The organism is Pseudoalteromonas rubra, from assembly GCF_000238295.3.
GTDB lineage: Bacteria > Pseudomonadota > Gammaproteobacteria > Enterobacterales > Alteromonadaceae > Pseudoalteromonas > Pseudoalteromonas rubra.
Map to the genome: position 1 here is coordinate 1 of NZ_AHCD03000044.1, position 13,633 is coordinate 13,633.

10 protein-coding genes are annotated in these 13,633 nt (G+C 44.0%); 8 read left to right on the forward strand and 2 right to left on the reverse strand.

Annotated features, from left to right (window positions below; translation table 11 throughout):
* The first annotated feature begins 160 nt into the window (after nucleotides 1-160).
* The 7 genes from PRUB_RS21255 (at nucleotide 161) to PRUB_RS21285 (ending at nucleotide 8,782) form a co-directional block, all read left to right on the forward strand.
* Entirely contained in the window at nucleotides 161-1,393 is a 1,233-nt protein-coding gene (locus tag PRUB_RS21255) for an AAA family ATPase (RefSeq protein WP_010381349.1), read from the forward strand.
* A 16-nt stretch (nucleotides 1,394-1,409) separates the two neighbouring features.
* The gene (locus PRUB_RS21260; RefSeq protein WP_010381352.1) at nucleotides 1,410-2,372 is read left to right on the forward strand and encodes a transcriptional regulator; all 963 of its coding nucleotides are present in this window, start codon (nucleotides 1,410-1,412) and stop codon (nucleotides 2,370-2,372) included.
* Between the two features lie 155 nt (nucleotides 2,373-2,527).
* Nucleotides 2,528-5,623, forward strand: a complete 3,096-nt coding sequence (locus PRUB_RS21265; protein ID WP_010381354.1) for a DEAD/DEAH box helicase — start codon at nucleotides 2,528-2,530, stop codon at nucleotides 5,621-5,623.
* A 238-nt stretch (nucleotides 5,624-5,861) separates the two neighbouring features.
* Entirely contained in the window at nucleotides 5,862-6,068 is a 207-nt protein-coding gene (locus tag PRUB_RS21270) for a hypothetical protein (protein WP_010381356.1), read from the forward strand.
* On the forward strand, nucleotides 6,069-6,761 hold the full coding sequence (locus PRUB_RS21275) for a response regulator (RefSeq protein WP_010381358.1): 693 nt from the start codon (nucleotides 6,069-6,071) through the stop codon (nucleotides 6,759-6,761).
* A gap of 118 nt (nucleotides 6,762-6,879) precedes the next feature.
* Complete coding sequence (locus PRUB_RS21280; RefSeq protein ID WP_040644534.1) at nucleotides 6,880-8,337, forward strand: DNA recombination protein RmuC; 1,458 nt, start codon at nucleotides 6,880-6,882, stop codon at nucleotides 8,335-8,337.
* Between the two features lie 103 nt (nucleotides 8,338-8,440).
* A complete protein-coding gene (locus PRUB_RS21285) occupies nucleotides 8,441-8,782 on the forward strand; it encodes a hypothetical protein (protein ID WP_010381362.1) in 342 nt (113 codons plus the stop codon).
* Between the two features lie 257 nt (nucleotides 8,783-9,039).
* Here the strand turns inward: PRUB_RS21285 and PRUB_RS21290 are convergent, their stop codons facing one another.
* A complete protein-coding gene (locus PRUB_RS21290; RefSeq protein WP_010381364.1) occupies nucleotides 9,040-9,519 on the reverse strand; it encodes a hypothetical protein in 480 nt (159 codons plus the stop codon).
* Nucleotides 9,520-9,832: 313 nt separating this feature from the next.
* Between PRUB_RS21290 and PRUB_RS21295 the strand changes: the two genes are divergently transcribed.
* Nucleotides 9,833-11,299, forward strand: coding sequence for a hypothetical protein (locus PRUB_RS21295; protein ID WP_010381367.1), 1,467 nt, complete (start codon nucleotides 9,833-9,835; stop codon nucleotides 11,297-11,299).
* A 69-nt stretch (nucleotides 11,300-11,368) separates the two neighbouring features.
* Here PRUB_RS21295 and PRUB_RS21300 read toward each other — a convergent pair whose 3' ends face one another.
* Nucleotides 11,369-13,465 carry a tetratricopeptide repeat protein gene (locus PRUB_RS21300; RefSeq protein WP_010381370.1) on the reverse strand — a complete coding sequence of 699 codons (2,097 nt, stop codon included), beginning with the start codon at nucleotides 13,463-13,465 and terminating at the stop codon, nucleotides 11,369-11,371.
* Nucleotides 13,466-13,633: the final 168 nt, after the last annotated feature.

Here is a 13,633-nt window from a genome sequence, read left to right on the forward strand (position 1 = left end):
TATCAGCCCTTTAGCCTTTAATACCTATAGATCTAACCAATTCTAATCTTATTTATTTATTCTTTAAGTAAGCTATCAATATAGATGTCTTTGTTTTTTTATGTTTACTGCAAAAGTAATGGACATTATAATAATAACCATCATTTGAAGGAAATAACGTATGTCTATTAATAGCAACGCCCTCTCTACGTATCGGCTGCTGAAAGCAACCGCTGAAGTAGCTGAAAAGTCCCTTGAAGGCCGAATTCAGCATTATCGTGCACATCTTAAGAGCGAAGATAAAGAACTTCGTACCTATACACAAAAAGCAGCGGCAGACTTACTTGGTGTAAATAACAGAACACTAAAAAGACGTCATGATCAAGGCGACTTTGATCATCTGGCAATTCAGAAAGGCGCAAACGGTCATTATGCCTACACACTTGCTAATATTTTCTCAATGGCAGAAATTTTAGGGATCCAGGCTGATCACAGAAAGTCTGAAGACAAACTTCAGGTTATCGTTATCAATAGTTTGAAAGGTGGTTGTGGTAAGACAACGAGCCTCGTAAATATTGCAGCAGCGCTTGCAACAACAAATATTAAACGGTATCGCATCGGGATCATTGATCTGGATCCTCAAGGATCATCATCTAGTTTTTTTCCTTCACAAGATCCAGAACCGATTACCGTCGGTGATCTAATGCGAGATTGCATAGAACTTGATGAGGGTGAAACATGGAGCCAACTCGTTTCAGACGCTTTTAAAGAGACTCATATTCCAAATATTCGTGTATTACCATCAGGAATGGATGACTTTTATTTTGAGCATGAGACAGCCACTGAACTTAAGGAATCCTCAAGCTACGCTCAAACTCGTCACTATCATAAGTTAAAGGAAAAGGTCATAGAGCCAGTTTCAGAGCAGTTTGATATTATCTTGATAGATACAGCCCCTTCTCTTAATTTCATGTTCTACAACGCGTTGATGGCGTCTACGGCTATGCTGATACCTGTACATCCGGAAGCAGTCGACTTTGATGCGAATAACAAATACCTGAAGCGATTGGGTGAAATTTATCACACGGTAGCTGCGCTTGGACATGAAGGCTGGGACTTCATGCAGTTCCTGGTAACTAACTATGTTAAAGGTAACCATTCTCAGCGTGATATAGTCAAAGATGTCAGAAGTGCCTTTGGCCGTCAGGTAATGAGTTATCCTATTAACCATAGCTCTGCTATCACAGCAAGCTCTTCTTCATTCAACACAATATTCGATCAGAAAACCTCAGATTCACTGGCAAGTCGTGAGGCGTTGATCAAATCTCAGGAAAATATTAAAGACGTGGTCGATGAACTCGAAATGTTGATTCGTTCAAATTGGCCTTCAACACAGTCATCACTCGATCAGTAAGCAGGTAAACTATTTCATGGCTAGAAAACGTAAAAACGACACACGCATCGACCCATTTGCAACACCCGTTGAAGGGAGCAGTCTGGACGATTTGTTAGATCAGGCCAAAGTTGGCGATGTGATCACCATGCCAGCTCCTAGCGATCCAAACAGAACGATCACTTTGATCTGTAAGGTGATCAAACACAGCGAGATCACTCAGAGCACCCGTGTTTACGGCGACAACCGACGTGACCAAACACTGCTTAATGAACGTTCAGTTGCTGATATTTTACCCGCGATTCAATCTGATAAACGTAATTTACACCCCGCTTTATGTTGGGAAAAAGGCTCTGTGCATGAGGTATTATCGGGTTCCAGACGCAGAAAAGCTTGTTTATTGGGTGGCGCTGATTATGTCATTTTAACGTCAGCAGATTTCACTGATGAAGACGCAAAAGTACTGTCTGTATCTTCAGACCAATATATTGCGCCTAGCTTATGGGAGCAGGGAAAGGCCTTTTCTCAGACTAAGCAGGCACTCATTCAGCAAGGGAAAAAAGGCTCATATCGTGAAATTGCGGCAATCGAAGGCTTGTCACACACAGCCATCGCAGACTCTTTAAAAGCCTATGAGCAGATCCCTGTTGACGTAGTGAGCTTGTATCCAACAGCAAACCATTTGGGTCGGGAAGCCGCCAAAAAACTCATTGCTGCGATCCAGGATCATAATGATGCTTTCAAACAAAAAGTAGCTGAATACAATCCAGATAAGCTCACAGCAGATCCGGTAAGTGACGAGAAGCGTGCAGTACTGCTCACCAACTATCTGACGACCTTTTCTAAAGCTGAAGCCAGAAATATCGCATTACTTGAAAATGACTATGTCAAAGTGCAAAAGAACATTAAAAGTGGTGCCATTACGGTAAAAATTGATGATCGCGTCATGACAGAAAAACGCCTGGAGCAATTAGAGAAATTACTCGCAAGTTTTAATTAATCACTAACGGCCGGATTTCTCGGCCGTTTTTCGTACTTTATGGCGTCAGTTGTCATCCAACCAGTCATTTTTTCCCAATTTATCGCCATTTTTCCCTTTAGCTCAAATACGTAATTTCATATACTGCTCTTTTACGTCTTTTTTATTGTAAACGAATGTCTTCGCAGTTATCTAAAGAGCAACTTCTAGCACTATTTGAGGAAATTAAGCAGGAACAGTCGACTCAGTTTCCATTGTCAGAGCGATTTCTCAAACAGTATTTTAATGCTGCCTTGTTAAGCAAGGCCAAACAGTATTTGCACGACGAGCAGATCTGCTTTTTGGAGCACTCTGAGGATTTTACGAAAATAGACGCCCAGGTCATGGGCAATTTTGGTAATACCTTTACGCAGCATATCAAGATTGAACAAGTTAAAGGTACCCCCTCCGTTGAGGCACAATGTACCTGTTCTAATAACCCAAAGTGCCGTCATATCGCAGCAGTATTGCTGAAACTGAAAATCGACCATTCAGGTGGGTTTGGTGAGTCTTATCTGGTCAATGATTGGTTTAATGAGCTGGCTCAGTTGCAGCAGGTCAATGATCTGGACGTGACCAATGTGCTGTTATTTGTGCTTGAATCACGTGGTAATGAGTTACTGGTTAATCCTAAGACCACGCCGCAAAAGCCAGACGGAATATACCCGCTGGGTCGAGCACTGACCGAGCACCAACTTAATAGTCAGGTGCCACCAAAAGATATACTCGAGAGCGATTTCAGGCTATTTTCCTGGATCCGTTCGCAAAATACACCAGGCCACTTTGAACTGTCCGGGAGTTGGGGCTTTTCTGCCTTACAGCAGTTAGTACAGAGCAAGCGTTGTTTTTATCAGAGTAGTCGCAAGCCGCTCGCATTTGGTCACAAGCAGCATCTGGAATTTGGCTGGGAAAAGGAGCGAGATGAATATCGGCTCACCAGCCATTTAACCGCAGTGGAACAATGGCAACTGATTAAAACAGATCCACCCGTTTATCTGGACACCGAGAATATGGTGTTGGGTCGGATTGAATCTGAGTTAAGTGCTCAGGAGATCGCGCACCTGCATACCATGCCACTTATCAATGCGACAAAGATTGAAGCGGTGATAAAACGCTTTCAGGATGTCTTTGCTGATAACATAGTGCCACCGCCTCAGGGCCACGAGCACCTGGTAAACAAAGATAAGTTGGTTGCCAAATTAAGTATAGAGCCTGGCGCGCCATTGAAACTGGCATTGTCTCTGCTCGATAAGGAAGGCCGTTACTCAAAAGCTAAACAACTAAATCGTTGTGAAAAAATGCTCAATGGGCTTGGGTTTTCTGCACAGCAAAATCATTTTGTTCTGCCACACGATGATGATGTTACTTATCATTGGTTTAATAGCGAAGTTCGCCCTTTCCTGCAAAGTAAGCTTTGGCAGGTAGACGAACTACAAGGTGGTCGTCCGGTATTAACCCCTAAAGTGACTCTGGTACTTAAGCGGGATAAAAAACATCATGTTATTGGCCGAGTGATGTTTGATGATAAACTGGTTACCCTTGATTGGGATAAAGTACCGTCTCATGAAGTGAATTCTCTGGCCAATGTTTATCAGTACATCAACATCGCGGAGCAGTTCTATGCTATCCCAAAAGCGGTGTATGACGAATTATTGCAACTTAAAGCCCGCTTTAGCTATTACCTGTCAAGCTCGCAGTTCAAGTTCCCGCTCTCCTATGCCAGTAAGTTATTTGATCTTGGGGCGGTTGAGAGTGTGTCTGACGACCCGCGCCTGCTTGATTATCTGGAAGAGCTAAGCAAGCCTGAGGCAACGGGAGCTATGGGGGTATCCAGCACCGGTGAACATTTCACGTTACGTGATTATCAGGTTCAGGGCGTGGATTGGCTAAGGTTCCTGAATCGCCATCAGCTAGGTGGGATCCTCGCCGACGATATGGGCCTGGGTAAAACCCTTCAGGTGATCGCTTATTTCATTTCCCAGCATAACACTTTGGTGACAAAGCCCTCTTTGATCGTGTGCCCAACCAGTCTGGTGGGTAACTGGCAAAACGAATTCCGTCGCTTTGCACCTCATCTTCCCTTATTAACGGTCCATGGTGCTCAGCGTGACAAGCAGCTCAATCAGGTGGCTAACGCACGGTTTATCATTACCACTTACCCGTTACTAAAACGTGATCTGGCGCACTACTCTGAGCTGGAGTTTGACTCGATTGTGCTCGACGAAGCACAGTACATTAAAAATGAAACCGCGCAAATTTCTAAGTGCGTTAAACAGTTATCAGCGGAGTTTAAGCTGTGCCTAAGTGGCACTCCTGTCGAGAATAACTTGCTCGAACTTAAATCGCTACTCGACTTTGTGATGCCCGATGTACTGGGCACAAAACAACAATTTAAGCATTATTTTCAGCATCCCATTGAGAAAGAAAACGATACCCGACGCGCAAAAGAGTTACAGTCTCTGATTGCACCTTTTATTCTGCGTCGAACCAAGTCAGAAGTGGTGCGGGAACTACCAGCGAAAACTGAGTTGGTTAAGAAGCTTGAATTCAGCGGTGATCAGGCAGATATGTACCATCAGGTCCAGGCTAAGGTTGAGTCCAGCCTGCTTGATTTATTCAAAGAGCAAGGTGTAGAGCGCAGCAAGCTGGCCTTTTTAGATGCGCTGTTAAAGCTACGTCAGATTTGTTGTCATCCGAGTCTGGTAGACAAAACGCAGACATTTAACAGTGCTAAGTTTGACTGGTTGTCTAGTCACTTGCCGATTTTCCTCGAAGAAGGTCGTAAGGTGATTATTTTCAGCCAGTTCACCAGTGTACTCGACATGATAGCCAGCCATTGCGACGGGTTAAACATCCCGTTCACTATGCTCACAGGGCAAACGCGTCAGCGGGACAAGGTGATCACAAAGTTTACTGAAGGAGAGGTCGATGTTTTCCTGATCAGCCTTAAAGCGGGTGGAACGGGCCTGAACCTGACCCAGGCTGACACGGTGATCCATTTTGATCCCTGGTGGAACCCCGCCGTTGAGAATCAGGCAACAGACAGAGCCTATCGCATTGGCCAGGATAAGCCTGTATTCGTCTATAAGCTGATCATTGCTAACTCGATTGAGCAAAAGGTCTATCAAATGCAAAAAGACAAACAGGCGTTGGTTGATGCGTTATTTGCCGATGCAGGAGTGAATTTGACCCAGTTCAATGAAGCGCAAATGCTCGAAATGATAAAAAACTAATTTTTTCTGAACTTTTTCGAACCCGGTGAGGTCTATCATTATGCTTGTTGTTAACGCCTAGTTTGTAGTAAGCATATTGTTGATTTCCCCCTATTAAATACAAGTATTGTATCGAGCCGGTTAACAGTTAACCGGCTTTTTTTTGCGCATTTTTAAGCTGTTCCATATTTGATCCATATTGTTTTACTTTAATGACCATATTGGCGAATTAGGACGTGATGGACTCAAGGGGCGAGCTATGTTGTGCTACGAAAATTCAATTTCACAGTTAAACTTTATTGAACCTCAGTCACAGTGTGATTATGATCTACTGAATGAGGTAGCCAGTTCAGAAGATCTGGCGAGTATTCTGACCATGCTGCTGTTTGACGAAACACTGTCGGATAAATTAAAAGGTCAGGTTAAAAGGCAGCTTTCACAACTTAAGGCTAAATCGAGAGGCTAAATGACTTCAAAGCACCATATTCTTATCGTTGAGGATGATTACGATATTGCAGAGCAGGTAATGCTGTTTTTTAAAGCTTCTGGATTCGAAATTTCTCATATTGCTGATGGTGCTCTGGTGGTCGACTGGGTGAGAGCGAACAACCCTGAAGCCATTCTAATGGATATCATGCTGCCAAATCAGGACGGCGTCGAATGCATGCGTCAGATCCGTGAGTTCTCTATGGTCCCTATCGTCATGCTGACCGCTAAGGTATCTGAGGCAGACCGTTTGAAAGGGTTGGAGTTTGGTGCCGATGATTACGTTTGTAAGCCATTCAGTGCTGCTGAACTCGTCATGCGCATCAAAGCGATACTACGTCGCTGTCAGAGCGCTCCTAGTGCCTCTCAGGAAGCCGCAATCGTCGTCGATGTTGATCAGCTCATTGTGGCTATCAAAGGCAACACACTGTCTTTGACTAAGGTTGAGTTTGATGTGTTTGCCATGTTGTACCAGTCTCCTAATCGGGTGTTTTCGCGTCAACAGATCCTGGACCATATTCAGCCCGATAACTTTGATATCTCCGATCGCGTTATCGATAGCCACATCAAAAATATTCGAAAAAAGATAAAGCAAATCGATTGTTCGCCCAAGATAGTTGAGTCAGTCTATGGTGCAGGCTATCGCTTCAATGAGCAACAGCTCGACGCATAAATGACGGCGCGCATGCGCCGCATCTTGTCAAAACTAATTTCTGGAAAAGCACAATATAATAGGCATTTAGGCTGTGTAATTGATATTATCTAAGCATAGTCACATCAAGAGAATGCCTATGTTTTGGTCTAGTTTAGTCTCCCTCTCTCCCGCTCATATTTTTACTTTACTTGGTACAGGCGCTGTACTTGCTTCATGTATTTTTGCTCCGCTCTATTTTTTATTTCGACAAAGAAGTGCGGCATGCCGGCAACAACTCGAGGTGCAAAACGAGCAGTTACAGGCGCAGCTCGTGCTGCGCAGTGATGAGCTAAAACAGGCACAAACTCAACACTGGCAACTACACGGTGACTGCCAGCAGCTGCAAGCAAGACTGGCTGAAAAACAAAGCCAGGCCAACGAATTACAGACGCGCTGGCAAAAAGCCGAAGACATGGCGCAGGATACTCAAGCATATGCACATCGCCTTGAGCTTGAACTAACTGATGTCAAAACCACGCTGGTACAGAAACAGCAGTCTTTTGATGCGCAGCTGGCACAGCTGGAGCAGTCTAAGTTAGTTCTTAAACAGGAGTTCGAAAACCTGGCCACACAGATTTTTGAAGATAAAAGTGAAAAGTTTGCTCGCCACAGTCAGGACAAAATTTCTCAGTTATTACAACCCGTTCAGGGAGAGCTCAAAGGCTTTCGGGATAAAATGGAGGCTATTCATAGCGAAGAGCTTAAACAAAGAGCGGCGTTACGTACCGAGTTATTGCATTTGCAGGCAAATAATCAGGCCATTACTGAGCAGGCCAGCAAACTTACCAATGCGTTACAGGGACAAAAGAAAACTCAGGGCAACTGGGGCGAACTGATGTTAGAAAATGTACTGGACAGCGCAGGTTTGCGCCCGGGCAATGATTATCAGCGCGAAGTCAGTTTTTCTACCGAAGAAGGCAAATATCGTCCCGATGTGATTGTTTATCTTCCACAACAGCGTCACCTGGTTGTCGACGCTAAAACATCTTTGAATGCTTATACCCGTTATGTAAACGCGGAACGAGATAGCGATGCCAATCAAGCTATTGTGGCACATGTTGAAGCGGTGAAAGCCCGGGTCAAAGAGCTCGGAGATAAATCTTATGAGCGCTTGCCGGGATTGAACTCGCCAGAAGTGGTCATTATGTTTATTCCGGTTGAATCTGCGTTTGTCGAGGCTATCAAATATGCACCCGATTTATATCAGTATGCGCTTGAGAACAAAGTTTTGATTGCCACACCGACGACATTACTGACGAGCCTGAATATCGTCAAACAGTTATGGCGTTTTGAAGAACAGAGTAAACACAGTAAAGAGCTGGCCCTGCGTGCTGAAAAATTTTACAGCAAGCTGAATGCGTTTTTGCATAGTTTAGAAGGGGTTGGTAAACAGCTTGATAAGGCTCGTGAAGGGTATGATAAAGCTATGGCCCAGCTCTACAGCGGAAAAGGAAATTTGATTAAACAGGCTTCCGAGTTTAAAGAGCTCGGCGTCTCAGTGTCGCGCGAATTACCGAGCGAGTTAACTGAAAAAGCAAAGCTGGAGTTGGAGTAATAGACAATAATGTGGCTACAACTGCTTTTAATTTTGTGTACCTTTTATGTTTACGATATTCTTTTATACGACTTCTTATTGATAATCTAAACAAGGAACAATTTTGAAAAAAGTAATTTTTGGCGCTTTATTGGCTGCAACCAGTTTTGGCGCGCTCTCAGCTGCGGGATGGGTAACAAAAGATAGAAGTGCACGTATCGATTTTATTAACTCTGAGCCTATGGGAGTGCGGGTTTATTTTTCAGCAAACGATGCTAACAGCATAGGCTGTGCTCAAAAACAAATTGTATGGATAGATACTAGTACAGAAGGTGGAAAGAGGCATTATTCAACGTTACTTGCCGCGTTTATGGCCGGTAAAAATGTTGCGATTTACGGAAACGGTTGCTTTTCAAATTGGGGAACTAGTTACCCGAAAGTTCAGGCTATCAACGTTTACCGTTAAACGGGCTGATAGTATTTTCAGTATCAGTTAATTTAATCAGCTATGTAATGCCTCCAGTCTTAACCATTATTACTTTTCAACCTTTCCATTTGTGGTCTGTTACTCTCGTCTGAGCACCTTTTCTGTAGGTATGAAACTGTTTTCGAAGCTGCTGATAATATATGGTTATATTATTCTGAGTAGATAATCAGTGTTAACAAGATATTTAAGACAATAAAAAAAGGGGCCATCAGGCCCCTTTTTTTATTTGCGTATGATCAGCTATTACACAAAGCGTACTTGCCCCTGCGAGGCATATCTGTATATAAGTAAATATACATGTCGTTATTTTGTACATCTTGCCATACTCGACTGTTAGCAGCAGGGCATAATGAGTTACGGATATATTCTTTAACTTCATTTTCAGACATCGCCAGTTTGGTTGGGATCTGAATGAATACATTTAGCTCGCCGCTTTTAAAATCAATATTATTGAATTTCCAGCTGCCCATCATGAACTGCTTAGAAAAGTAGCGCGTAATACGTTTTTGGGCGCTTGAATCAATCGCTGCGATCTGAACTTCTTCAGATGAGCTATCAACAAAATAAGACCATGCAGCAGAAAGAATGATAAAGCCACCCAGTAACATAGACCAGATCGGTAATGTGGTTTTTACTGTCGTGTTTTGCTTTTTTTGACGATGTCTGGATTCAACAATTTTTACCCATTCATTGTGTTTCATAGTACGCTGTGTCATAGACTATTCCTCCCGTGTATATTGCTTATTAAAACCAATCATTGTGGAAAGAAAATGGAGGCCATCTTTTGTTCTCTCTGATCGGAGCAGTTAAGAAAAGATTAAATTGATTGGTTTATGTGATGGGTAAGAAATAAGCACCAGCTTTTTTGATGATAATTATCGACCGTGTGCTGTTTGTTCTTAAATAATACAGGGACTATTACCGCCTGGTAACAAATTAAAACAAACACTTGTATCCAGATGGTGTACCTTTCCCTTAAACGTCAGGCTATATTCTGTACGACTCTACATAATGTAATTGAGGGAACTAATGAACGATAATAATAATTTTAGTCGTCGTCGCTTCATCGCGTCGGCTGGACTGGTAGGGCTGGCTGGAGCCTCTGGCGCTGTGTCTGCAAGCACTGGGGAGGTTGTTGTACCTAGCAAAACCTCGCCTTCGGTAACGGAAGGTGAGAAAGTTTGGTATGTGAACGCACTCACGGGCAGTGACAACAATGATGGCTCAATGGACGCGCCCTTTGCGACTCCGCAAGCTGCCTGGGACAATCTGCCTGATGTCATTCTGCATCAGCAAACGATAGAACTTGCCGAAGGTATATACAATACATCATCACGTCCATCTAACGCTGCCAGTCAATTTGGCCGACCTGCACTCCTGATGTGTAACGGAAAAACGATCGTGAGCCGCACTACTCGTACTGGCAACACTATGTCTGGTGGCGTCGTGATCCGTGCTGCGTTAAATGCACAAGTGGTGTTGGATTCTGCTGTTGGTTATTCAACTGCGGTTGTTTATGTAACGGGTCAGTCCGCACAGGTGGCCTTTCAGGATTTAACCCTGAGAGCCAGTTCACAGCCAGTTTCTGAGCTGATAGCGGCGCACCGGGGGGCGAAAGTGCATGGCGTTAATATTACATTTGATGCTTCCAACGGTAATGCTGCCACCTGTATTCTGGCTGAGTCTATGGGTTCTGAAGTCGAGCTCAAGTATGCCAGGCTCCTGAACGGAAACGGATCATCATATGGTGCAAATGCCATGGTTGATTCAGCGATTTTGCTCTCCACTGACACGCAATATGACGACGGTACTTTCCGCCATAGTTGCAGTGGCAACAGTTACCTTGCATTTGTCGATTCTGGCACGCTACTTTCCCCTGTGGTTGTTTATAATTCTGTTTTGAATATAGTCGGACAGAGTAGCACTCAGGCTGTGGATATTAAGAATACCATTGAACTACAATCTGCATCAGCAACAATGACTTATGCGAGTTTTTCATCTGAAGGTAAACTCGTCTCCCACTCTTCTTCGGTACGAAGTGATACCGTGACCTTTGTTGAGCCCTGGCAGCTACACACCAGTATGTTGACCGCAAGATCAACCGTGAACCAGAGCGCTGCCGCGCCTGTAAAGCTGTATTCAGGCTCCAGCATAGACACCTCTTTGGGTGGCAATCAACTAGACAACATCGGCGTGTTTGATTGTGTATTACACGGTGACGATCAGGTGATCACTGTCCCTATGTCCAGCCATACGGTCAGCATCAATGGGAATGGTGCTAATCGTATCGGATGTGAGCTGGATGCCAGTGAGTTCTCAGATGGCAGTATTATATATGTCGAAGGTTCTACCTGGGGGTGTCAGTTTGTTGGTGGTCAGCATATGTACCTTAACAAACCACTCAATATCGGTAATGGACAGGGTTACTACTCTGGTGCGACATTTGTCAAAGTTAATGGCAAGCTGAGGCTTGTTGCTGTCGGTCAGTTAAATTAATCCGCAATGTCTTGCTGCTCCCTAAAAGGTCAGGTCGTTAGGTATCTAACGACCTGAATTGTGACGAGATCACGCACTTACCTGACTGTTACTGAGTTTTTTAGCGGGTAACTCAGACGTAACTTGTCGTAATGTTACGCGAACAGATAGACCCCCGAGCCTGCTATCCCTGAGTTCAATATCACCTGACATGGATTCCACCAGGCTTTTACATAAGGATAGCCCCAGACCAGACCCTCCTGTCGCACGACTTCGCGAGCTTTCTACCCGGTACAAGCGTTCGAACAAGCGTGGTTTCTCATTGTCTGAAACACCCGGAGAGGAGTCTTCCAACTGAATGATCAACCCTTCGCAGTTTTGTCTGATTTTTACCCGCACCTGGCCTGGTTTGTCTGTGTACAGGCAGGCATTTTTTGCCAGGTTATCTATGACTCTGTCCAGTTTGGGTTTGTCTATTAATACACTGGCATCTGTGGGGATCGAAATATCGGCATTAAAATGCAACCCATTGCTTTTCACCAGTCGCTTAATGTCATAACAGTAACTGTCGGCAAGCGTTCGGGTGCAATAAGGTTGGTTATTGACAACTATGGCCTGGTTATCGGCCTGAGAAAGTTGATAAACGTCTGAGATCAGATGATTAAGCTGGGATATTTTCTCATTGATTTTGCTGTATGCAAGGGTATCGTCATCAAGCAGGTTATATTCCAAAGCCTCAATATGCAGTTTGAGCACACTCAACGGGGTTCGGAGTTCGTGAGAAATGTCGGCCAGCATTTGATCTTTTTGTTTGAGGTTTTGCTGATACAGGTTGGCTTTCAGGCGTGCGGTCTTATTTTTACTGTACAAAATATAACTGATCAAAATACCCAGCAACAAGCAGGTCAGGGCAACAAATAGCCACATACGCTGCATGAGCTGCGCATTGCGCAACTGACTTTCCGTCAGCTTACGGTGATGTTCTGAGTCATCCAGGCGTTGCTGCTGCATCACCGTATCTATGGTGCGCTTATGGGTAAGTGCTTGCTCTGAGTTGGCTTTTTCAATCGTTTGAGCAAAAAAAGTATTTGCCTGGATCAGGGCTTCATACGCTTCCTGGTGGCGACCTTGTTGAAAGTCAAACTTGGCTTTCAGGTTGTAGTAAAGCTGAGATATGTAGGAATTCTCTTCCTCTTCGTCCATAAAGCGTGTCAGCCACTCGTAGTGTGGGCGCGCGAGTTCAGATTTATGCAGGTATAAGTAGGCTCTGGCCATAGTCACATGTGCATGAAAATTCTGGATCTGATTATCACTTTGCGAGGCGTAATGCATTGATAACTTTGCGTGCTCTTCGGCTTTCTCGCCTTTTTCCAGCTTCAGGTAAGCGCCACTGATCAGCTGATGGGCACGAGCCAGGCTGACATTGGCCGGGATTTGTTCCAATAGTTCAATTGCTTCGGTGGCTTTTTCAACTGCCTGTAAGTAGTTTTTTCGTTTCGATGTAACCTGAGCCAGTCGCAGTGCTGTGCCGGCGATGTGGCTCAATTCACCTGCTTTCTTATCTGCTATCAGGGCTTTGGTAAAAAAGAATTCAGCCTGCTCCAGGTCGTTGAAGCGCATTGCCATATCACCCAGATTATAAAAGTTGTTTGCGACTACGCCGTGGAGCTGACTGCCTTTGAGTGCATCTCTGGCTTTGAGCTGGAATTGCATAGCCTTTGCCAATTCGTTCTTAGAATCATACAAGGTGCCTAAATTCGAATAGCTTTGACCTATTAAATCACTATTATTCATTGCCTTAGCAGTATTTAATGCCTGTTTGTAGTTAGTTTCAGCTTCATCCAGCTTACCCATGCGTCGGTAATTGATCCCCAGCTCTTTATAAAGCTGAAACTGATTGTCGATATCCAGCTGAAATTTTTCTGATAGCCTGCCCAGCGCATCAATGGCTTGCTGATGTTTGCCCTGTTTGCGATAGATTTTCGCTTCAACAAAGCGTGCATTTAATTGCTTCAGGTGATCGGAGTGATTGTAAAATGGGGTCAGACTGCTCAGTGCCTGCTCGTAGTTGCCCGATAGCTCAAGCTTTTTGATTTCCGGCAAGGTAATTGTCGAGCTAGTAGCCTGAGCATTAACAGAGACTATACTGAGTAACGCAAAAGCTGATTGAAGCAGTATTTTTTTCATAATTTTTTAATGGCACATAAGACTTTATTCAGAGTATGAAATAATTGTGGGGCAAATATGGAGTTGTAAAGGGGGTTTACAGTTTGCTGAGTTGGTAAAAAGGTGATTTGTTGTTTGTCTAGTTAGTAAAATTTTGTTTTATCTCGATGCTGACTTAGTAAAAATTTG